Genomic DNA, 21,679 nt, shown 5'->3' on the forward strand with positions numbered 1-21,679 from the left:
CCCACGTTAAATCACTATGTTTTTTTATTAATCTTCTCGGTTTTTATATCGCCCGGGTGCGAAATACAACCAAATTAATCTGGGGGGGCCCCAAAACCCGGGGGTTTTGCGCCACCGCCCATGATTCTTCTGATGGCCCGTTCGTTTATTCGCGTCACTTCACGCGCCAGGAACCCCGCCCTTTACGCCGGCCCCGGCGGCCTCACCGACCCCGGCCACCGGGCCGCACGAGCGGCAACCGCCAGGCTGCACGGGTGTGCGTCCGGCAGGCGTCCGGCCAAGCGCGGGCCTGGCCGATCAGACACCGTCAGGCCGGCTGCACCGGCCAACTCATCCGGATCAGGCCACCGGCCTCGTCCCGGCCGACCTCGACGTCCTCGACCAGCCCGGTGATCACCGCGAGGCCCAGGGTGTCGTCGGAACCGTCGGCGGATTCGTCCTCGCTCGACGCGGCCAACTCGCTGAGCGTCCCGGCTCCGTCACCGACCTCGATGACGAAACGCTTCTCCTGGTCGGTCAACGCCACCCGGACCGCGCCGCCCAGGCCACCGTGCTGGTGCAGGCCGACCGCGCGGGAGCATGCCTCGCCGACCGCGAGCCGGAGCTCGTCGAGCACCGACTCGTCCACACCCGCGCGTCTGGCCACCGCTGCCGCCACCAGCCGTGCCGTGCGCACGTGCTCGGGAAGGGGACTGAATCGCAGTTCGACGGTTGCCATCTCTCCCTCTCGGAGTTGTCTCCGGTGCTACCGCCTCGGCTGTTGTGGTGCCACCTCTTCGGTGCCGCCACCCAGGGGCCACGCTTGAACCAGGCGTCCTGAGCTATGCCCGGCAAGACACCACCGAACATGGGGAAGCCGCCTGCTGACGGTCTGTCGGCAGGCACCCGACCGTACGGGCACGGCGGACCACGACGGTGACCCTGAGCCGCCCCGGCGGGGCTGCTCAGGGTCCGCCGAGTCAGTCGGTCGCGCTGACGGCGTCCGCCACCGAGGAGTGGATCGGGAACACCTTGGTCAGCCCGGTGATGCGGAAGATCTTGAGAATGCGCTCCTGGGTGCAGACCAGGCGCAGCGAGCCCTCGTGCGCACGCACCCGCTTCAGGCCGCCCACGAGGACGCCCAGACCGGTCGAGTCCAGGAAGTCGACGCCCTCCATGTCGACGACCAGGTGGTAGCTGCCGTCGTTGACGAGCTCGACCAGCTGCTCGCGAAGCTTAGGAGCGGTGTACACATCGATCTCGCCGCCAACCTTGACGACTGTGCGATCGCCGACTGTTTCGGTCGACAGGGACAGGTCCACGGAACCTCCAGCACCTTGCCTTGCTACGTCAATTGCGTTCTACGGCGAGTCGGGCGGCATCGGCCGTTCTCGGTTGCCGATCCCGACCAGACGGCCGCCACCGCGCAGGCGTTTGGGACGCCTGCCCGGCTCCACCGCATGGCCGAGTGACCGGCCCAAGTGCCGCCGGTCCGGCCAACTGGCCGCCACCGCCTCATTCAACCACCTGGCAGCATGCCCGCACGATGGCTTGCCGCGATTGTCCGTCACTCCAGTGACACACTGGGTCTTCATGCCGCCCAGCCATCGCCCGCCCGAGACCCTGCTCGACACCCTGGTCGCCAGCCGGGGCCGCTCGGACCGACTCACCCATACGGAGCATCTCCCCGCGCGCCAGGCGCGCCATGCCCCTTGGCCCGACTCGATCCGCCCCGAGATCCGCGCCGCAGCCGCGGAAACCGGCGTGGACCGGCCCTGGGCCCACCAGGCCGAGGCAATGAAACTGGCCAAAGCGGGCCAAACTGTGGTGATCGCCACAGGAACCGCCTCGGGCAAGTCGCTCGGCTACCTGGCGCCCGTGCTGAGCGACCTGCTGGACGGCACCGAAGCCCCGAACGGGCGCGGCGCCACCGCCCTCTACCTGGCACCGACCAAGGCACTGGCCGCCGACCAGCGCCGCCGGGCCGCCGAACTCGCCCCGGACCGGGTGCGCGCCGCGCTCTACGACGGCGACACCCCACCGCAGGAACGCGAGTGGGTCCGTCAGTACGCGAGTTACGTGCTCACCAACCCGGACATGCTGCACCGGAGCATCCTGCCGGCCCACGCCCGCTGGTCCTCCTTCCTGAAGGCGTTGCGCTACGTGGTGGTGGACGAGTGCCACAGCTACCGCGGCGTCTTCGGCTCCCATGTCGCCCAGGTCCTGCGCCGACTGCGCCGACTCTGCCGCCGCTACGGATCCGATCCCGCCTTTCTGCTCGCCTCCGCGACCGTGGCCGACCCGGCCGCGGCCGCCGAGCGACTCACCGGCCTGCCCGCCGTCGCGGTGACCGACGACGCCTCCCCGCACGGCCCACTGGTCTTCGCCCTGTGGGAGCCGCCACTCACCGAACACGTCGGGGAGCACGGCGCCCCCGTGCGGCGGACCGCCACCACCGAGGCCGCCTACCTGCTGACCGACCTGGTGGCGGCCGGCACCCGCACCGTGGCCTTCGTACGCTCCCGACGCGCCGCCGAACTGGTCGCGCTGCAGGCCCAGGACAACCTCGACGCCCCGCTCGCCAACCGGATCGCCGCCTACCGCGGTGGCTACCTGCCCGAGGAGCGCCGCGCGCTGGAACGCGACCTGCACTCCGGGCGACTGCTCGGTCTCGCCTCGACCTCCGCCCTGGAACTGGGGGTCGACGTCTCCGGCCTGGACGCGGTACTGCTGGCCGGTTATCCCGGCACCCGAGCCTCCCTCTGGCAGCAGGCCGGACGGGCCGGACGGGAGTCCCAGGGAGCCCTTGCCGTACTGATCGCCCGCGACGACCCGCTGGACACCTACCTGGTGCACCACCCCGAGGCCCTGTTCGCCCGCCCCGTCGAGGCCACGGTGCTCGACCCCGACAACCCGCATGTGCTGGCCCCGCACCTGTGCGCCGCTGCCGCCGAGCTCCCGCTCGGACCTGACGACCTGGAGCTGTTCGGCCCCTCGACCGCTCAGCTGCTGCCGGTCCTGGAACAGCGCGGGCTGTTGCGCCGCCGCACCGACGGCTCCTGGTACTGGACCCGCCGTGAACGCGCCGTCGATGCCGTCGACCTGCGCGGCAGCGGCGGGAACCCCGTCCAGATCGTCGAGGCCTCCACCGGTCGACTGCTGGGCACCGTCGACGCCGCCGCGGCGCACACCACCGTGCACACCGGAGCCGTCCATCTCCACCAAGGCCGGACCTATCTGGTCCGGGAGCTCGACCTGGAGACCTCGGTCGCCCTGGTCGAACCGGCCAACCCCAGCTACACCACCGCAGCTCGCGACACCACGACCATCTCCGTCCTGACCACCGACCGCACCGCGGCCTGGGGCGAGGGCCGGCTCAACTTCGGCTCGGTCGAGGTCGTCAACCAGGTGGTCGGCTTCCTGCGCAAACGGATCTCCACCGGCGAGATCCTCGGCGAGTCCAAGCTCGACCTGCCGCCCAGGACGCTGCGGACCAGAGCGGTCTGGTGGACCGTCACCGAGCAGCAACTGCTGGACGCGCTGATCCCCTTCGACCAGCTGCCCGGCGCCGCGCACGCCGCCGAGCACGCCTCGATCGGCCTGCTGCCGCTCTTCGCGACCTGCGACCGCTGGGACATCGGCGGCGTCTCGGTCCCGCTGCACCCCGACACCCAGTTGCCGACCGTCTTCGTCTACGACGGCCACCCGGGCGGGGCCGGCTTCGCCGAACACGGCTTCCGCCGGGCGGTGCAGTGGCTCACCGCCACCCGGGACGCCATCGCCGCCTGTGAATGCGAGCGCGGCTGCCCGTCCTGCGTGCAGTCGCCCAAGTGCGGCAACGGCAACGACCCGCTGGACAAGGCCGGCGCGGTCCGGCTGCTGAGCGCCCTGCTGGCCGGCGCACCGAAGGAGTCCTAGGGCGTGCAACGGAGCGCGGCCACCCGCGGCAACCCCGGCCCCACCGGCTCCAACCCGGCCGGGTTGGAGCCGGCCGGCGCTGCTGCGTTCGCGCCCGGCACCGGCAGGCACTGCCGCGGGCCGCATCACCACCGGGCCGGCGCCGGACGCGGACGGGGCGTCAGACTCCTCCGGACCACCAAAGGCCCATATCGGTCCGGCCCGCGCTCGTGCGGTCGCCGGGCCGATCGGCAACCGCACGCCGCGCACCGGCACCTCGACCTGGACCTGGACGCTGTCCGTCCCGAGGTCGACCGTGCAGGAGACCAGCGTGGCCCGTTGCGCGACCGCCAGCGCCGCCGCCCGGGCGCAGCCGCCGTCGGCGTCGAGCAGCAGATGGTCGGCCGCCGCCAGGGCCGAGAGGTCGGCCGCGGACTCGGCGCGGTGCCGAGCCACCAGGACCGCACCAAGCGCCAGCGACACCCCGAAGACCGCGCACCCGAGGAACGCGAGCGCCGTCAACCAGACCGTCGCCGATCCCTGCTCGCGATCCACCGAGGCCGCGTCGGCCTCCCCAAGCACTGTCTCCCCAGCCGCTGTCTGTCCTCCGGTGGGCCTCCACCAGTGCGGTGGCGAGGTGGAGGCGTCCGCTCTCCCCTCCAGCCGCAGCACCTTCCCCACGATCGTCGTCACCGCCTTCACCGCCATCACCGCCATCACCCCGGCTCCCTTCCGATCCGGTCCTCCCGAACGGCCTCGGCCCGTGCCGAAACCGTCATCGACAGTGCGGACGCCAACCGCCCGGGCCCCAAGCACTGCGCCTCCACCAGCACCTGAACCGTGTCGCCGATCTCGGCGACCTCGACCGTGGCCCCACGCGGTGCCGCGGCTTGCGCCCGGGCGACGGCGTCCCGCCCACCTCGGGCCGCCGTCCGCGCCCCAACCTGAGCGGCATCGATGCAGCGCAGCTGCGCCGCCGCGGTCAACACACCCCAGACGAGCACGCTGGTCAGCACGACGAGAGTCGGCAGCAGCACGGCCGTCTCGGCCGTCACATACCCGGCCTCCCGCCTTTCCCGAGCCCGGCGAAGCCACCCGCGACACCTGAAGCGAACCCTGCGCCGGGGACCAGGCCCACCCGCGAACGTGCCGACGTCAGACCGCATGGAGCGCCCGATCCAGCAGGTCCGCCAGCGCGCCACTCACCGCACCGCTCGTCACCACTTTGTAGAGAAGCGCTGCGAACCCGCACGCCGCCACCGTGCCAACCGCGTACTCGGCCGTCGACATGCCGACGTCCGAGGCTCCCGCAAACCTCCGGCGGTGCCAGGCAACGAGCCGGCCAAACACACTCCGCACGCCTTCCCACAACCGCCGCCGCGGCCGGCGGTGCACCGGCGGAGCGGCACTGCCGAGCAACCACGGGCGCCTGCCCGCCGGCGGCCCGCACCGCCCGCCGACCAGCGCCCGCAGCTGCGCCGCTCGCGCGTGCCCGGGAAGGGCGACGAAGGTCACGACCGGCACGTTCCGGTCGGTGACAGCGTTGACGCCGTTCATCTCGTTCATCGCTCGCATTTCCTTCCGCTTCGGAGATCGCCAACCTGGTCGACCTCGTCTGAGTTTTCTGATCTCGCTGATCCCGCAGCCCCGACAGATCCGACATATCCGACAGATCCGACAGCCCGTCAATTCACCTGCACCGCAGCCCGTCCCGACCTCACAACCGCTGGCTGAACGCCGCTGCCAGACCCACCACCACTGGAACGACGCCGATCAGGACGAACGCAGGCAGGAAGCAGAGCCCGAGCGGCGCGGTCGCCAGCACCCCGGCACGACGCACCCGGGCGTGGGCGGCACGGCCGGCCGCCGCTCGCTGCGCGAGGGCCAGCCCCGTGAGCGGGGCGGCAGGCGGCGCGCCGCTCACCGTGGTCCGCACCAAACAACGGGCGAGCGGCTCCAGGGCCGGACACTCGTCCCCCAACCGCTCCCAGCAGGCAGCCGGCGGCGCTCCCAGCGCCAGTTCCGCCGAGACCGCGTTGAGGCGTGTCCGCATCGGGTCGCCGATCGTCCGCGCGACAGCTTCCGCGGCCTGGGCCGGGGCGGCGGACGATCCCAGGCAGGCAGCCAGCAGCTCCGCGGTCAGCGGCAACTGGGCCAGCAGCAGGTCCTGCTCACGCGCCGCCCGCCGGTCAGCCGAGCGGATCACCGGAAGCAGACGCCGGAGCAACAACGCCGCCGCCACTCCCGCCATGACCCCGAAAGCGCTCGGCAGCAACGCCGCCGCCCCCAGCCCCGCCAGCACCGGCGCCGCGGACTCGACGCTCAGCCATGGCCGTCTGCCGTCCCCGGCCGCGCGGTGCATGCCGCCCGCCCGGCCCGCCCGAGCCATCAGGTCCGACCGAGTCGTCGCGAGCGCTCCCGCCGTCCGTCGGCCCACCCGGGTCGACGCTTCATCGGACCACCCGCGCTCACCCGCACCGCCGAGGAGTTGTCCGCTCCAGCGCCGACCGGCTGTCTCCAGCCGAACCGCCCGCCGCCGTCGAGCCCGCCGACGCAGCCAGCGTCCGCCGAGCGTGGCCAGCAGCACCAGCGGCGTGAAGGCCCCGACCAGGACCATCAGCGGCAACAGACCCGGAGGGGTCGACGGCACGTACGTGCCCGGGCCCGCGCCCATCACGACGTCCCCAGCGCGCTGCCGAGCACCCCGTGCCGACCGCTGTGTCCCGGCTGACCGGAGGCGCACCCCAGCTGCCGCAGACACTCGCGGCGCCACCACGCGGACCCGGAGCTGCTCCCGGCCAACGGCGTCCGCCGGTACGACCGCCGCCTTCGGCCCGCCAGGGACGTTCTGCCACCACGACCACCGGCACCGGACCGGCAACTCACCCGCCGACCAGCCGCCCTGCCACCCGTCGAGCTCGGCCCGCCCAGGCGGCCGGCCCCGGCCGGTTGCCGCCGAGCGCCCCGCGCCCCGTCCGGACCCAGCCTGCGCCCACCCGGTCGCACCACCGCTCCAGCGTCGACGCCCAGGTCGGCCAGCGCGCCACGCACGATCCGTCCGCTCCAGCACAGCCCCGCGACCTCCAGAGCCGCACCGACCGCCAGGCAACCCCAACCCAACGGAGTGTGCAGCAGGATCCCCAACGGCTGCGCCCCAAGAGCGGCACCGAGCAGCAGCCCGAAGACCGGGAGGGCCGCCAACAGGACGGCGGTGGTCCGCGGCCCGGCCAGCTCGCTCCGGACCTCCTCCCGCAGAGCACGATCAGCCCGCAGGGCCTCGGCCACCTGCTCGAGCGCCAGCGCCAGACCGGTACCGCTGTCCGCCGTGACCTGCCAACAGGCCGCGATGGCGGAGCCACCACCACCGCCGGGCAACGTTGCCAACCAGCGCAGGGCGGCGGGGACATCGGCCCCGTAGCGGCCGGCCACCAACCGGGCCACCGCCTCCTCGCCCAACCGCTCCAGCAGACCGGCCGTCGCGCGCCCCGGACCGGTGACGCTGTCCAGCGCCTGTTCGGGCGTCGCGCCGCTGCGCAGCTCCCCCACCAGCGCGGCGCACAGTTCGATGACGGCGGTAGCCCGGCCGCGCTCCAGCCGGACCGCTCGGCGCCGCTCACGCCAGCGACAGCTGGGGAAGACCAGCAACACCGCGACCACGGGCGGCACCGGCGAGTGCAGGCCGTACCCGGCAACCGATCCGCAGGGCAGCAGCAGGAGTTCCGGGACCAGCCAGCGCGGTCGAGGCGCACCCGGAGCGAGGAGCCGGCGCAATCGCCGCACACCGATCCGAACCAGCACCCCCGAGCCGCCCGAGTGCTCCAGCACGGCCCTGGACCGCCGCCTCAGGAACGTCCGCCGGTCCAACCGCGCCCACGCCATGGCCGCCATCGCGCAGAGCAGCACAGCCAGCGCGAGTCGAAGCTGAAGTCCAGTCATCACTGCCTCCCATCCAGCACGACGCCGCGCGCCGTGCACAGCTGCGCCAACCGCTCCCAACCGGGCCCTCGGGCCACCGAACCGTCCGCGCCGAAGAGCACGGCCGGAACCGTGACGGCGAGGCCGGTGGCATCACCGGCCAGCGTGTGCAGCTCTGCCACTCGCCGCCGACCGGTCCGCTGGTCACGCACCAGGTGGATCACCACGTCCAGCGCGGCGCGCAGTTGGCTGTGCACCGCCCGTCGCTCCAACCCGGCCATCGAGCCGAGTGCTTCGAGCCGGACCGGCACATCGGCCGCGGTATTCGCGTGTACCGTGCCGCAGCCGCCTTCATGGCCGGTGTTGAGGGCGGCCAGCAGGTCGAGCACCTCGCTGCCGCGCACCTCCCCCACCACAAGCCGGTCGGGCCGCATCCGCAGTGCCTGCCGGACCAGGTCCCGCAGGGTCAGCTCACCGAGCCCCTCCTGGTTGGGCGGTCGGCTCTGCAGGCGGACCACGTGAGGGTGCGACGGCCGCAGCTCCGCCGAGTCCTCGGCGATGACGATCCGTTCGGCTCGGCCGACCAGCCCCAGCAACGCGGCCAACAAGGTGGTCTTGCCACTGCCTGTCCCGCCGCTGATCAACAGCGAGAGCCGGGCCCGCACGACGGCGCCCAGCAACTCGGCGGCAGTCGGACCGAGGGCTCCGGCCGCCTCCAGCTCGGCCATCTCGAACGGTTTCTGACGGCTGATCCGAAGCGAGATGTGCGTGCAGCCGGCCGCGATCGGCGGCAGCACCGCGTGCAGCCTGGTGCCGTCCGGGAGCCGGGCATCGACCCACGGCCGGGCATCGTCGAGCCGGCGTCCGGCCGCGGTCGCCAGCCGGTGCGCGAGGTGGCGCACCGCCTCGGCGTCGGGGAACCGGACGGACGGCTCGCGACACAGCCCGCTGCCCCGGTCGACCCAGACCTCGTCCGGGGCATTGACCAGCACGTCGGTCACATCTGGCGCGCCGAGCAGGGCCTCCAGTGGTCCGGCACCGACGAGTTCGGCCCGCAGGGTGCTGACGGTGTCCAGCAGGTCGTCACCGCCCAACGGGGGCCGCGCGGCGCGCAGGGCCGCCGCGACCTCGGCGGTCGTCGGCACCGCACCGGCCTCGGCCAGCCGCAGCCGGACGGCGTCGAGCAAGGCGGTGGCGCGCTCGGGGACGACCGGGGCCGGCTCCGCGGCTCCGGAACGACGCCTGAGCGCGGCGAGGGCGGGGCGAGGCTTCGCCCGGGCCGCCGGCGGGCTCCACGGCAACAGCCGCTCGGCAAGGTGGCCGGTGGACGGCGTACGCGTGTTCATGATGACGGCTCTCCTTCGGTACTGGGCATGACTTCGTCGAGATAGGCGGCGCAGAACCTGGCGAGCGGTCCGGCACCGCGCAGGCCGGGAGGCTTGCCACGCTCCGCATCGAGCGTCAGACCGGCCTCGTGCGTGATCTCACCGGCGAGCGGCAGACCGAGGCCGCGGGCAATCTCCGCGCTGCGCAAGCCCACTGGCCCGGGCAGCCGGATCACCGCCCGCAGGTCCGCCAGCCGCATCCCGGCGGCGGCCGCCACCCGCCCGGCCGCCGCCAGCGCGCGCAGCTCGGCGGGGACCACCAGCAGGCCGGTGTCGGCCTGCTCCAGGGCCTGGGCCGCCGCCGGGTCCAGATGTCGCGGCAGATCGAGGACGACCAGCCCGCCGCGACGCCGGGCTGCCGCGAGCACGCTGCGCATCGCGGTCGGCGGGATCAGCAGTGCGTTGCCCCGGTCCCAGGAGAGCGCGCTGATTCGGTGCAGCCGGGGGAGCGCCTGAACGAGTTCGGAGCTGCTGACCCGGCCTCGCGCACCGGCCAGCTCGGGCCAGCGCAGCCCGTCGACGCCTTCGCCGCCGAGCAGGACGTCCAATCCGCCACCCAGCGGGTCGCCGTCGATCAGCATGGTGCGGTGGCCGGCTCTGGCGGCTGTCACGGCGAGCGCACAGGCGAGCGTGGAGGCCCCGGCGCCGCCGCGACCACCGAGCACCGCGACGGTCAGCGCAGGGTTGCCGACACCCTCCACCGCATCGGCGATGCGGTCCAGCAGCCAGGCCTGCGCCTCAGGGAGGAACAGCACCTGCTCAGCTCCGAGTTGGACACCGCGGACCCACACCTCGCAGTCGTCGAGATCGAGGCCCAGCAGGTACACACCGGGCCTGCGGGAGAGCTCCGCGCAACACTCGTACTGGTCATCGCCGAGCAGCACGATCGGCGCGGTCTCCCAGAGCCGGCGGGGCGGCGCGCCGGCCAGCAGCCGGGGTTCGGCGCCGGCCGCCGCGCAGAGCTTGAGCAGGTGCTCCGCCAACCCCTCGTCCTCGGTGAGGATCAAGGGCCCGGTGGAGTCGGGATCGTGGGAGATCGGTCCGTACTGGTCGATGGTGGGTGCGGGCATGGCTGCCTCCCCGGAGCGGGATGCTCGCTGCCGCCTGCGCCGGTCGAGCACGGCGCGCCGCCGGACGAGGCGGGTGCCGCGGGGAGACCGGCCCGGCTGAGCGGGCGATGACGGTGGCGGCCGCGGTCATGAGGTGCCGTCCCGGTCGGTGGCCTGTGCCCCGCCGGTCCGAGCCATGGCTTCGGCTTGGACCCCAGCGTGCCGTCCAGCCGCTAATGCGTCGGCCACGCGTCGATTCGCTGTGGATAACCCCGGGGATGTGGAAATCAGAACTCACCCGACTGGTCTCTCTTCACCCGTCAGAGGAGTTCCGGTCGGTGAAATTGACGCAGTTCCGGACGGTCTCCGAGCATAGCCCGATTGACTACCCACAGTGACGAAAAGAAGCAGGCGACTGCCCTGGCACCCCCGGTTCGAACGCCTCCCCCACGCCCCTCCAGCACCTCCCCTGACACGTCGCAGCAGCCCGAAAACGGGCCCGGACATGCGACGACCCCCGCCGGGGGGGAGAGCGGGGGTCGTCTATCCACAGCCCGACTCGGGGGGGAGGAGCCGGACCGGGTTAGCACGGTCGCGAACGATCCGTGACTTCCATGGTGTACCCGAGAGGCCGGAAACACAAACCCGCACGCCCCCAGGTCCACCGAATGGCGGCGCCCGCGAGAGCGCCATCTATCCTCGGTTCCTGTGGACACCACCGAGAACGCCGACATCGTAGGCGGTGCCGAGAACTCCCGACCGGAGACCGCACCGAATGCCGCGCCGCGCGGCAGCACGATTGTCCCGCACACGACCGAACGGTCCGCCCCGACTGCGGCGGACGGCACGCCGGTCGCCGCACCTCACCCATCCGTCGAGGGGGCAGCCGCCGACCTCACCAGCACGGCGGCCTTCTTCGACCTCGACAAGACGATCATCGCGAAGTCGAGCGCCCTCGCCTTCAGCCGCCCCTTCTACCAGGGCGGCCTGATCAACCGTCGGGCCGTCCTGAAGAGCGCTTACGCCCAGTTCGTCTTCCTGGTCGGCGGGGCGGACCACGACCAGATGGAGAAGATGCGGCAGTACCTCTCCGCACTGACCCGGGGCTGGAACGTTCAGCAGGTCCGCGAGATCGTCGCCGAGACGCTGCACGGGCTGATCGACCCGATCATCTACGCGGAGGCCGCCGCGCTGATCGAGCAACACCACGCCGCCGGGCGCGATGTGGTGATCGTCAGCAGTTCCGGCGCGGAGGTCGTCGAGCCCATCGGCGCCCTGCTCGGCGCCGACCACGTGATCGCCACCAGGCTGGCGATCGAGGACGGCTGCTACACCGGCGAGATCGAGTACTACGCGTACGCCGAGAACAAGGCCGCCGCGATCCGCGAGTTGGCCGAGCGCGAGGGCTACAACCTGGCCGACAGTTACGCGTACAGCGACTCGATCACCGACCTGCCGCTGCTCTCGGCGGTCGGGCACCCGTCCGCCGTCAATCCGGACCGGAGCCTGCGCAAGGAAGCCGTCGCGCGTGACTGGCCGGTCCTGGTCTTCGACCGTCCGATCGAACTCAACCGTCGGCTACCCGAGTTCAGGACGCCGAGCCGCACCGTGCTGGCGACTGCGGCGGTCGGCGCCGCCTGCCTGAGCGCCGCACTGGTCTGGCAGTTGGCCAAGCGACGGCGGCAGGCAGGCTGACCGGTCGGCCTGCCGCGGCGATCACCGCCTGGCAGTCCTGCCGAGCAGTCGACCGACGCCCGAGCAGTCAGTCCATGCCAAAACAGGCAAAAGTAAAGAATTCGCCATCCGAGTTCCGTTTGCCCTGGATCCGAGATACAAAGGAACCACGGCCCGCGAGACCCGGAAGGACCCGAAGAGGTCAGACCGACACCGCAGTTCAGGCCCACGGACCGCGTACAACCTCCGAGCACCCACGTGCAGCCGACCCGCGATTCGGGCCGCCGCACCAGGCGAACGGGCTGGATCCCCGCCTGATGGGCACTTCCGGTGCACGCATGGTCACCCGGACCGTTGTACCAGCGGCGACATCAGCGGTCAGGGTGTCGCCGCAACTCTGTTCGCAGGCCCGCCGAGAGCTCCGCCACGGCCAGGCCCACCACCTCCCGGCCCCGTTGAGCCGTGGGCCACGCCGCAGTCCACACCGCGCGCGGCCCCGCGTCACGCCGATCAGGCCGGCTCGCCGATCAGGCCATCCCGCGCTGCATCGCCTCGCACACCGCCGTACTCTCCCGAACGCCGAGCCGCAACGCCAGGCCGCAGTGCGCGATCCAGCGCCCCAACCCCTCGGGCGTGCCGGTGAGGTAGGCCGCCAGCGCTTCCCGGTAGGCCACCGTGCCGAGCTCGACCAGGCCCACCTCGGCCGGGCAGATCGCCTGCGGATCAAGACCCTCCGCGATCAGCACGATGCGCTGCGCGGCCCGGGCCACCAGGCCGTTGTGGCTGTCGAACGGGCGCAGTGCGAGCAGTTCGCCGTGCACCACGGCAGCGGTCACCAGTGCGGGCGCGCCGCCCTGGGCACCCGCGGTCCGGGCCGCCAGCAGTTGCGCGAGCTGGTCCAGACGGGCCGCCACCTCGGCTGCGGGGGGCGCTGGTGGCAGCACGGACGCCGTCGGCCCACCCGCCGGCGACGCGGGCGCCGGCGAGTCGACGGGCGCCGCCACGCCGTCCGCGGGTACCAGTTCCAGCGGGAAGAGCTCCTCGGCCGATTCGCCGTCCTGCCGCGGCCGGCCGGCCGCAGGGCTCGCGTCGCCGGCGGCCAGCAGATGCAGTCGCGCCAGCACCTGCAGCGGCGAGGTCCGCCAGACGCTCAGCAACTGGCCCGCCTCCGCCGAGATCCGCAGCGCACCGCCGACGATGCGTTCGTCGGCGCCGGTGCTGAAGTCACTGCGCCGACGCACCTCTTCGAGCGGCCAGTCGGCACCGGCCAGCGCGGCCGAGGCCCTGGCCCCGCGCAACGCGGACTCCGAGGTGACCTCGGCCGCCCGGCGCCGCATCACGCGGTGGCCGTAGAGTCGGTCGACGGCCTTGCGGACCTCGGTGACGGACTCGGGCACCCCGGCAAGCGCGGCCAGCGGGGCAAGCGGATCAGTTCCAGTGCTCACCTACCCGAGAGTAACGACCCCTCTGTCCAGGACCGCACAGCAACCCCGGCTTCACCCGTTCGAGGCAATCCGCGCTTCCCTTCGGCGCAGTGACCCAAACCCCCACTACGATGTTCATTATCGGACACGATAACGATTGTCAAAAGGTCCGCCGAAGCCCGCGCGGCGATCGACGGAGCGAGAGCCGGGAGTCCAGATGAAGATCGCCTTCGTCGGCAAGGGCGGCAGCGGCAAGACCACGCTGTCGGCACTGTTCATCCGCCATCTGGCCGCCGCCGGGCGACCGGTGATCGCGGTGGACGCCGATATCAATCAGCACCTCGGCCCGGCCCTCGGCCTGACGGATGATCAGGCTGCCGAGCTGCCCTCGCTCGGGGCCCACCTGCCCGAGATCAAGGAGTACCTGCGGGGCGGCAATCCGCGCATCGCGTCCGCGGCGGAGATGATCAAGACCACACCACCCGGCCGCGGTTCACGCCTGCTGCGGATCGTCGAGGAGAACCCGGTGTACGCCGCCTGCGCCCGCCCGGTGGCGCTGGACGAGGGTTCGGTGCGCCTGCTGGTCACCGGCGCGTTCACCGACGAGGACCTCGGCGTCGCCTGCTACCACTCCAAGGTCGGCGCGGTGGAGTTGCTGCTCAACCACCTGGTCGACGGCCAGGACGAGTACGTGGTGACGGACATGACCGCAGGCTCCGACTCCTTCGCCTCGGGCCTGTTCACCCGGTTCGACCTCACCTTCCTGGTGGCCGAGCCGACGCGCAAGGGCGTCTCGGTCTACCGCCAGTACAAGGAGTACGCCCGGGATTTCGGCGTCGCCCTGCGCGTGGTCGGCAACAAGGTGCAGAGCGAGGACGACCTCGCCTACCTGCGGCGGGAAGTGGGCGACGACCTGCTGGCCGCCTTCGGCCAGTCGGACTGGGTGCGCAGACTGGAGCAGGGCGCCGGACCGGCACTCGACTCGCTGGAGCCGGAGAACCGTGCCGTTCTGGAGCTCCTGCGTGAGGAGTTGGACCTCGCCTTCCAACTCCGGGACCCACAGCGGTACACCGCGCAGGCCGTGGACTTCCACCTGCGCAACGCCGAGAGTTGGGGCAATGCCAAGGCCGGCGTCGACCTCGCCACACAGGTCGACCCGTCCTTCGTGCTCGACCAGACGGCGCTGGACCTGGCGACCGCCCACACCGACACGGCCGGCGCGCGCGTCTGACGCCGAGTCGACCGAGGGGCCGGGTCCGCACCCACGGGGGTGCGGACCCGGCCCCTCGGCGTTCACCCAGCCGCAGAGCGCTCGCCAGCGGCGGTGGGGGCGAGCGGCAGGACGAGCAGTGGGGCGCTACGACGAATCCGCGTGCCACCCACAGGAGTGAATCTCGGCGCCAGGGCTCCCGCACACACTTACGCCATGCAAAGCTTTCATTACTCACAGTTTACCAAGTCTTGGTGTGCGAGATCGATGGCCAGTGAGCGCCCTGCCTGCCGGCGCCGTGCTCGTGGCCGTCCCAGCCCGCTGCCGCGCCTCGCGGCCAGCCGTTCCGATCACCCGCACCAGCCGCGGACTTGGCCGTAGCAACGGACTCGACGGTGTCCGTTCTCCTGGAAGGACAGGAAGCCATGGCCCTCGACTCTCCCCCACCGCCGCCTCGCACCGATGTCACCATCGAGAGCCATGCTCCGCCCCTGGTCCCGGCGAGCGGCAGGCCCCGCTTCCGCACGCCGGGCGCCCAGGATCTGACGGCCTCCCTGGTGGTGTTCGTCTTCGCGCTTCCGTTCTCGCTCGGCATCGCGCTGGCCAGCGGTGCCCCGCTGACGGCGGGTCTGGTCGCGGCCGCCGTGGGCGGCATCACGGCCGGGCTGCTCGGCGGCACGCCGCTGCAGGTGAGCGGTCCGTCAGCTGCCTTGACCGTCATCACCGCAGGGCTGATCACTCGATTCGGCTGGCAGGCCACCTGCGCGATCACGCTCGCGGCCGGCCTGCTGCAGCTTCTGCTGGGGACAGCGCGGATGGCCAGGTCGGCGCTGGCGGTATCCCCTGCCGTGGTGCACGGCATGCTGGCCGGTGTCGGCATCACCATCGCGATCGCCCAGTTCCACGTGGTCCTGGGCGGCTCGCCACAAGGTTCCACCCTGGCCAATCTCACCGCACTGCCGGCCCAGCTGTCCGGGCCGCATCCACCGGCGCTGGCCGTGGGCCTGCTGGCGATCGCGCTCCTCTGCGGGTGGCCGAGGCTGCACCGGCTCCCCGGAGCAGCTGGGCGGATCGGCGGCCGGCTCGAGCGGGTACCGGCAGCCCTGGTCGCGGTGGCCGCGGGCACGGCGCTGGCCATGGCCTTCGACTTTCGGCTCGCCCGAGTCGAGCTCGCCGACTGGGGCAAGCACGACCTAGCCGCCCTCCCGCACGGCTCGCCGCTCGCGATCCTCGGTGCGGTACTGACCGTCACGGCCGTGGCCAGCGTGGAGTCGCTGCTCTGCGCCGTCACGGTAGACCGGCAGAGCGGCCATCCGGGCGACCTCAACCGCGAGTTGCGGGGCCAGGGCATCGCGAATCTGCTCAGCGGGATGTTCGGCGGCCTGCCGGTGGCCGGCGGCGCGATCCGCAGCTCCGCCAACGTCCAGGCGGGTGCGCGCAGTCGCCGGGCCGCCGCCCTGCAGGGCTGCTGGGTGCTGCTGGCAGCGTTCGCACTGACCGGCGGGCTGCGCCGGATCCCACTCGCCGCACTGGCCGCGCTGGTCATGGTGGTCGGCATCCAGATGGTGAGCGCCGCGCACATCCGCAAGGTGCACCGGCACCGGGAGTTCGCGGTCTACCTCACCACCGTCATCGGCGTGGTACTGCTCGGCGTCCCCCTCGGGGTCGCGACCGGCGCGGCGGCGACCGCACTGCTCGCCCTCTACCGGCTCACCCGGGCCCATATCGAGATGACCCAGCATCAGGACGGCTCCTACGAACTGCGGACGCACGGTCCGCTGACCTTCCTGGCCGTGCCCAGGCTGAGCGGGGCGCTCGCATCGATCCCGCTCGGCGCCCGGGTCACGATCCGCCACGACGGGGCTTTCCTGGACCACTCCGCCTACGAGGCCTTGCGGAGCTGGCGGGGCGAGCGGGTCGCACGAGGCGATCAGGTCGTCATGCTGACCGACCGTCATGACGAAGAGGTACTGGACCCGGACGGCACGCTGCGTGCCGCCGAGGGCGCCGGACCGCACCGCTGCCGGGCTTGGACCCCCTGGGTGGGCCACCACTGCATCGACCAGGAGGACGACCCGCACGATCGGCTGCTCAACGGCGTGCGCGGCTTCCAGGCGCATACCGCCGCGCTGGTCAGACCGGAACTGGCCCGGCTCGCCCGGGAGGGCCAGACGCCCTCGCAACTCTTCCTGACCTGCGCCGACTCCCGGCTGGTCACCAGCATGATCACCAGCAGCGGGCCGGGCGACCTCTTCACCGTCCGCAATGTCGGCAATCTGGCTCCGGCCCCGCACGAGCCCGGTGCGGCCGACGATTCGGTGGCCGCCGCCGTGCAGTACGCGGTCGAGGTGCTGGAGGTCGGCAGCATCGCGATCTGCGGACACTCCGAGTGCGGCGCGATGAAGGCACTGCTGGACGGCGTGCACGAACAGCCCGGGCGACCGACGGCACTGGCCCGCTGGCTGCGCAACGGGCGAGGCTCGCTGGCTCGGCTGGCTCGGGCCCCGGCAGAGTTCACGGATCGTCCGGTCGCCGACCAGGTGGAGCAGTTGTGCATCACCAATGTGGTTCAGCAACTCGACCAGTTGCTGGCCAACCCGGCGGTCGAACGGCGGGTGCTGGACGGCAGCCTGCGCCTGATCGGCATGTACTTCGACTTCGCCAGCGCGCAGACCTACGTGCTCGACCAGGCGACGGGCAGCTTCACCGCCGTCGTCGGGACGCGTGAGATCGCGAGCGCGGCCTGACGGCAGCGATACCCGAACCTGACGGCAGCAGTGCCTGACGGCAGCGGTACCCGACGGCAGCGGCGCCTGATCAGCGGCCTGTACCGCTCGACGGCACGGCTGCGGGTGGTGGCCGACCGGGGCCACCACCCCGACTTCCGCGACGTCAGCCGGTGATCTTCTGGAAGATCTTGGAGTAGGCGTAGCCCGTGCCCTTGTCGTAGCCGTCGACCTCCCAGAAGGACAGCTCCTGCACGCCCTTGGCGGCGGCGAAGCTCTCCAGCGTGGCGGCGTTGGACTGGGTGAAGTTCTCGTTGTCGTCGTTCCGGCCGGCGATCGGGGTCAGCCCGATCCGCCCCCAGGCCTGCGCCGACGAGCCGCCGTAGAGCCCGGCCAGCTGCCCGTGGGTCGCGTCGGCCGCCGACTCGGCGTCCTTCAAGGCGTTCTGACCGTCACCGAAGTCCATGGTCATGATGTTGACCAGGTTGACCTTGACGCCCTTGCCCTTGGCGTCCTTGAGCAGGTCGAGGGCGTTCGACTCCAGACCGGTGGGGTCCACCGGGACGGTGAGGTCGATCTGCACCGAGGGGTTGGCCTTCTGGAGCGCTGCCAGGGCCTGGTCCCGGCGGGAGTTGGCAGCCGTGTCGTCCAGCACGCTCCCCTCGATGTCGAAGTCGAGCCTGGTGACACCGTAGGTCTTGACGACGTTGGCGTAGGCGGCGGTCAGCGCGGAGACCGAGGTGCAGGTCTGGGCGAGCTCACCGCCGGCCTCGCCGCCGAAGGAGATGATCACGTTGCCGCCGGCCGACTTGAGCGCGTTGACCTGCGAAGTGAAGGCTCCGAGCGAGTCGTTGCCGTCCTCCCACATGGGGGTGCAGCCGGACTTCGGCGTGAGGAAGGCCAGGGTGTAGAACTGCCCGCCACTGGCCTTGTGATCGGCCGCGAGGTCACCCGCGTCGGAGCCGGCGATCTGCAGGTAGGGGGCGGCGTAGTGGGCCGGGAAGGCGGCCGCCGCTCGTGCCGTCGCCGCTTGGGCGGGTGCGGTGGCAAGGGCGAGCGTGATCGGCAGGACCGAGGCGACGAGCGCGGCGAGCCGGAACTTCTTGTCCATGACAACCTCTCAGGCGCACGCTTGCCCTCTTCGCGACAAGGCTTGCTGGGGGCATGTCGGACAGGACGCGGCGGGCCGGGACGTGGGGGAAGGCCTGGCCGGTTAGTAAAGATTCCTAACCTTGACCAGGATGGTGGCGCCGCCCCGGTGACCTGTCAAGGGGCAGCGCAGTTCCGCCCCCGACCTGAGGCTCCCAAGCTGGGCTCCCGAGCTGGGAATTGATCAACGCTGAGACGAGAGCGACCCCAGCAGGAGGACGCGCCACCGGCGCACCGGGGCCGCGGATCAACTCACCAAGGTCAGCTGATCAGCCGGTGCAGGTCGGCAGGCGTGACGTAGCCGGGCCAACGTCCGTCCGCGAAGAGGTGGATCCCGGCATCCTGATAGCACTGGTCGACCAGTTGAGAGCAGATCAGGTGTCGGGTGTCGGCGACATAACCCTTGAGCAGCGAGCTGCCGGGCAACCGGAACCGGTGGGCGGCCAGTGCGCCGTAGTCGAGGAAGCTGTACGGCACTCGCAGGTATCGCCGGGCCGCGGCGACGATCTCCACTCGCTGATCGTTCGTCAGCTGGAGGTGCCCGCTCGACCAGCGCATCAGATGCGTGTCGTACTCGGCGAGCGGCGCCTGGCGGGCTCCGCCGGGTTCGGCTTCTATCACCTCGTCATCACCGACCAGGACGAAGGCGTGTTCGTAGTCGGCGAAGCCGTCGCCGTTGAGCCACTGGCCCAGGCGAATCAGCCGACCGATATCACCACCCATGCGCACCACGGCGAAATCACCGGGCCTCGGCAGCGGAGTGGCAGTGGCGGGGGACGCAGTGGCAGGAGATTCCGACATGGCTCAACTCCCCGAGAGTGCCGCGCCAGCCGGCGCCACCCGCCGGCGCGGCCGTCGTGACCTCGGGCGGTGCGGTCGCTCGTGAGCTGGTGACTCCAGTGGAGTACCGGTGCGCAGAAGCGTCAAGGTCTGCCGCAGAGGAAGACGGATTCGCCGCCCCGGTGGTGCGACACGCCACGCCCGTGACGTGGTCGAGAAGCTGGGAAATTCCTCCGCGTCCGACCGAAAACGCGTGCTATCCCAGCGCTGACGACGACAGATTGATCAAAGGTCTACACCAATTTCTCGGGTCCCCTTGTCAACCGGCCTGTTCGCCTGGTGAGCTGTCCACTGGGACACACGGGACAATCCCTGAGCAAGGGACATCCCGCGACCCTGGTTCTTCTCCCCCGCGGGGCCCGTGGAGGATAAGGCCCGTGGAGGGTAAGCACCATGAAACAGACTCGATGAGGAGTGTGCGTTGAGCAACGAGAGCCTGGCCAACCTGCTCAAGGAGGAGCGGCGCTTCGCCCCGCCCGCCGAGCTCGCCGCGGCCGCCAACGTCACCGCGTCCGCGTACGCGCAGGCTTCCGAAGACCGCCTCGGCTTCTGGGCCGAGCAGGCCCGCCGCCTGAGCTGGGCGGTCGAACCGACCGAGACCCTGGACTGGTCGAACCCGCCGTTCGCCAAGTGGTTCGCGGACGGCAAGCTCAACGTGGCGTACAACTGCGTCGACCGCCACGTCGAGGCCGGCCACGGCGACCGGATCGCCATCCACTTCGAGGGTGAGCCCGGCGACAGCCGCTCGATCAGCTACGCCCAGCTCAAGGACGAGGTCTCGCAGGCCGCCAACGCGCTGCTGGAGTTGGGCGTCGTCAAGGGCGACCGGGTGGCGATCTACCTGCCGATGATCCCCGAGGCGGTCGTCGCGATGCTCGCCTGCGCCCGGGTCGGCGCCGCGCACTCCGTCGTCTTCGGCGGCTTCTCCGCCGACGCCGTCGCCTCCCGGATCCAGGACGCCGACGCCAAGCTGGTGATCACCGCCGACGGCGGCTACCGCCGCGGCAAGCCGTCCGCGCTCAAGCCCGCCATCGACGAGGCGCTGACCAAGTGTCCGCAGGTGGAGCACGTTCTGGTGGTCCGTCGGACCGGCCAGGAGGTCTCCTGGGCCGAGGGCCGGGACGTCTGGTGGCACGAGGTGACGGAGCGTCAGTCCACCGAGCACGCCCCCGAGGCACACGATGCGGAGCAGCCGCTCTTCATCCTCTACACCTCCGGCACCACCGGGAAGCCCAAGGGCATCCTGCACACCTCCGGCGGCTACCTCACCCAGGCCAGCTACACCCACCACGCGGTCTTCGACCTGAAGCCGGAGACCGACGTCTACTGGTGCACGGCCGACATCGGCTGGGTCACCGGCCACTCGTACATCGTCTACGGTCCGCTCTCCAACGGCGCCACCCAGGTGATCTACGAGGGCACGCCGGACACCCCGCACCAGGGCCGCTTCTGGGAGATCGTCCAGAAGTACCACGTCACCATCCTGTACACCGCCCCCACCGCGATCCGCACCTTCATGAAGTGGGGCGACGACATCCCGGCGAAGTTCGACCTGTCCTCGCTGCGGATCCTGGGCAGCGTCGGCGAGCCGATCAACCCCGAGGCCTGGATCTGGTACCGCGAGCACATCGGCGGCGGGCGGACCCCGATCGTCGACACCTGGTGGCAGACCGAGACCGGCGCCATGATGATCAGCCCGCTGCCGGGCGTCACCGAGACCAAGCCGGGTTCCGCCCAGCGCGCCCTTCCGGGCATCTCGGCCACCGTGGTCGACGACGAGGCCCACGAGGTCCCCAACGGCTCCGGCGGCTACCTGGTGCTCACCGAGCCGTGGCCGTCCATGCTGCGCACCATCTGGGGCGACGACCAGCGCTACATCGACACCTACTGGTCGCGCTTCCCGGGCCGTTACTTCGCCGGCGACGGGGCCAAGAAGGACGACGACGGCGACATCTGGCTGCTCGGCCGCGTGGATGACGTCATGCTCGTCTCGGGCCACAACATCTCGACCACCGAGGTGGAGTCGGCGCTGGTCGGCCACCCGGCCGTGGCCGAGTCGGCGGTGGTCGGCGCCAGCGACCCGACCACGGGTCAGGCGATCGTCGCGTTCGTCATCCTGCGCGGCACCGCCACCGACAGCGAGGAGCTGATCGTCGAGCTGCGCAACCACGTGAGCAAGACGCTGGGCCCGATCGCCAAGCCGAAGCAGATCAAGGTGGTCAGCGAGCTGCCGAAGACCCGTTCCGGCAAGATCATGCGCCGCCTGCTGCGCGACATCGCCGAGGGCCGCGAGGTCGGTGACACCACCACGCTCGCCGACTCCTCGGTGATGAACCTGATCCAGTCCCAGCTGCCGGCCACCCCCAGCGAGGACTGATTCACCGAGCCCCGGAGTCCCGGAGCGACCTGGTCGAGGGCCTCCCCCGCGTGC

The 21,679-nt window shown here is 71.5% G+C and carries 17 protein-coding genes; 6 read left to right on the forward strand and 11 right to left on the reverse strand.

From position 1 onward, the window contains the following. Positions 1-307: 307 nt before the first annotated feature. Together P3T41_RS17905 and P3T41_RS17910 are read right to left on the reverse strand one after the other, a co-directional pair. Positions 308-718 carry an ATP-binding protein gene (locus P3T41_RS17905; RefSeq protein WP_280690886.1) on the reverse strand — a complete coding sequence of 137 codons (411 nt, stop codon included), beginning with the start codon at positions 716-718 and terminating at the stop codon, positions 308-310. A gap of 241 nt (positions 719-959) precedes the next feature. Continuing rightward, on the reverse strand, positions 960-1,301 hold the full coding sequence (locus tag P3T41_RS17910; RefSeq protein WP_280690887.1) for an STAS domain-containing protein: 342 nt from the start codon (positions 1,299-1,301) through the stop codon (positions 960-962). Between the two features lie 271 nt (positions 1,302-1,572). Between P3T41_RS17910 and P3T41_RS17915 the strand changes: the two genes are divergently transcribed. Next, positions 1,573-3,897, forward strand: a complete 2,325-nt coding sequence (locus P3T41_RS17915; RefSeq protein WP_280690888.1) for a DEAD/DEAH box helicase — start codon at positions 1,573-1,575, stop codon at positions 3,895-3,897. Positions 3,898-4,592: 695 nt separating this feature from the next. Here the strand turns inward: P3T41_RS17915 and P3T41_RS17920 are convergent. The 6 genes from P3T41_RS17920 to ssd form a co-directional block, all read right to left on the reverse strand. Beyond that, on the reverse strand, positions 4,593-4,931 hold the full coding sequence (locus tag P3T41_RS17920) for a TadE family type IV pilus minor pilin (protein WP_280690889.1): 339 nt from the start codon (positions 4,929-4,931) through the stop codon (positions 4,593-4,595). A gap of 100 nt (positions 4,932-5,031) precedes the next feature. After that, positions 5,032-5,226, reverse strand: coding sequence for a DUF4244 domain-containing protein (locus tag P3T41_RS17925; protein ID WP_280691114.1), 195 nt, complete (start codon positions 5,224-5,226; stop codon positions 5,032-5,034). Positions 5,227-5,593: 367 nt separating this feature from the next. After that, positions 5,594-6,550: a type II secretion system F family protein gene (locus P3T41_RS17930; protein ID WP_280690890.1), complete on the reverse strand. Its 957-nt coding sequence runs from the start codon at positions 6,548-6,550 to the stop codon at positions 5,594-5,596. Continuing rightward, entirely contained in the window at positions 6,550-7,812 is a 1,263-nt protein-coding gene (locus P3T41_RS17935) for a type II secretion system F family protein (RefSeq protein WP_280690891.1), read from the reverse strand. Before P3T41_RS17935 ends, P3T41_RS17930 begins: the two co-directional genes overlap by 1 nt. After that, positions 7,812-9,137: a TadA family conjugal transfer-associated ATPase gene (locus P3T41_RS17940; protein ID WP_280690892.1), complete on the reverse strand. Its 1,326-nt coding sequence runs from the start codon at positions 9,135-9,137 to the stop codon at positions 7,812-7,814. The genes P3T41_RS17935 and P3T41_RS17940 overlap by 1 nt, the downstream gene beginning before the upstream one ends. Beyond that, positions 9,134-10,246, reverse strand: coding sequence for a septum site-determining protein Ssd (gene ssd / locus P3T41_RS17945; RefSeq protein WP_280690893.1), 1,113 nt, complete (start codon positions 10,244-10,246; stop codon positions 9,134-9,136). Before ssd ends, P3T41_RS17940 begins: the two co-directional genes overlap by 4 nt. Positions 10,247-10,933: 687 nt before the next feature. Between ssd and P3T41_RS17950 the strand changes: the two genes are divergently transcribed. After that, positions 10,934-11,920, forward strand: coding sequence for an HAD-IB family hydrolase (locus P3T41_RS17950; RefSeq protein WP_280690894.1), 987 nt, complete (start codon positions 10,934-10,936; stop codon positions 11,918-11,920). Between the two features lie 506 nt (positions 11,921-12,426). Here P3T41_RS17950 and P3T41_RS17955 read toward each other — a convergent pair. Beyond that, complete coding sequence (locus P3T41_RS17955; RefSeq protein ID WP_280690895.1) at positions 12,427-13,344, reverse strand: Fic family protein; 918 nt, start codon at positions 13,342-13,344, stop codon at positions 12,427-12,429. A 196-nt stretch (positions 13,345-13,540) separates the two neighbouring features. On the opposite strand from P3T41_RS17955, the gene P3T41_RS17960 reads away from it, so the two are divergent. From P3T41_RS17960 to P3T41_RS17970, 3 genes are all read left to right on the forward strand, one after another. Further along, a complete protein-coding gene (locus tag P3T41_RS17960) occupies positions 13,541-14,554 on the forward strand; it encodes an ATP-binding protein (protein ID WP_280690896.1) in 1,014 nt (337 codons plus the stop codon). Positions 14,555-14,958: 404 nt separating this feature from the next. Beyond that, positions 14,959-17,280 (forward strand): SulP family inorganic anion transporter, encoded by a 2,322-nt coding sequence (locus tag P3T41_RS17965; RefSeq protein WP_280690897.1) that lies wholly within the window; start codon positions 14,959-14,961, stop codon positions 17,278-17,280. Positions 17,281-17,310: 30 nt separating this feature from the next. Then, complete coding sequence (locus P3T41_RS17970; protein ID WP_280690898.1) at positions 17,311-17,436, forward strand: hypothetical protein; 126 nt, start codon at positions 17,311-17,313, stop codon at positions 17,434-17,436. Here the strand turns inward: P3T41_RS17970 and P3T41_RS17975 are convergent. After that, positions 17,426-18,370 carry a chitinase gene (locus P3T41_RS17975; RefSeq protein ID WP_280690899.1) on the reverse strand — a complete coding sequence of 315 codons (945 nt, stop codon included), beginning with the start codon at positions 18,368-18,370 and terminating at the stop codon, positions 17,426-17,428. The two genes, P3T41_RS17970 and P3T41_RS17975, sit on opposite strands and share 11 nt — an antisense overlap. A 299-nt stretch (positions 18,371-18,669) precedes the next feature. After that, positions 18,670-19,131, reverse strand: a complete 462-nt coding sequence (locus P3T41_RS17980; protein ID WP_280690900.1) for a hypothetical protein — start codon at positions 19,129-19,131, stop codon at positions 18,670-18,672. 538 nt (positions 19,132-19,669) lie between these two features. Between P3T41_RS17980 and acs the strand changes: the two genes are divergently transcribed. Continuing rightward, positions 19,670-21,625 (forward strand): acetate--CoA ligase, encoded by a 1,956-nt coding sequence (acs, locus tag P3T41_RS17985; RefSeq protein ID WP_280690901.1) that lies wholly within the window; start codon positions 19,670-19,672, stop codon positions 21,623-21,625. Positions 21,626-21,679: the final 54 nt, after the last annotated feature.

The sequence above is a fragment of the Kitasatospora sp. GAS204B genome (genome assembly GCF_029892155.1).
GTDB lineage: Bacteria > Actinomycetota > Actinomycetes > Streptomycetales > Streptomycetaceae > Kitasatospora.

Excerpts from the sequence above, each read along its gene's own strand:
- P3T41_RS17905 (WP_280690886.1), bottom strand. The coding sequence starts at position 718 with ATGGCAACCGTCGAACTGCGATTCAGTCCCCTTCCCGAGCACGTGCGC.
- P3T41_RS17915 (WP_280690888.1), top strand. The coding sequence starts at position 1,573 with ATGCCGCCCAGCCATCGCCCGCCCGAGACCCTGCTCGACACCCTGGTC.
- P3T41_RS17930 (WP_280690890.1), bottom strand. The coding sequence starts at position 6,550 with ATGGGCGCGGGCCCGGGCACGTACGTGCCGTCGACCCCTCCGGGTCTG.
- P3T41_RS17935 (WP_280690891.1), bottom strand. The coding sequence starts at position 7,812 with ATGACTGGACTTCAGCTTCGACTCGCGCTGGCTGTGCTGCTCTGCGCG.
- P3T41_RS17940 (WP_280690892.1), bottom strand. The coding sequence starts at position 9,137 with ATGAACACGCGTACGCCGTCCACCGGCCACCTTGCCGAGCGGCTGTTG.
- ssd (WP_280690893.1), bottom strand. The coding sequence starts at position 10,246 with ATGCCCGCACCCACCATCGACCAGTACGGACCGATCTCCCACGATCCC.
- P3T41_RS17960 (WP_280690896.1), top strand. The coding sequence starts at position 13,541 with ATGAAGATCGCCTTCGTCGGCAAGGGCGGCAGCGGCAAGACCACGCTG.
- P3T41_RS17965 (WP_280690897.1), top strand. The coding sequence starts at position 14,959 with ATGGCCCTCGACTCTCCCCCACCGCCGCCTCGCACCGATGTCACCATC.
- P3T41_RS17975 (WP_280690899.1), bottom strand. The coding sequence starts at position 18,370 with ATGGACAAGAAGTTCCGGCTCGCCGCGCTCGTCGCCTCGGTCCTGCCG.
- P3T41_RS17980 (WP_280690900.1), bottom strand. The coding sequence starts at position 19,131 with ATGGGTGGTGATATCGGTCGGCTGATTCGCCTGGGCCAGTGGCTCAAC.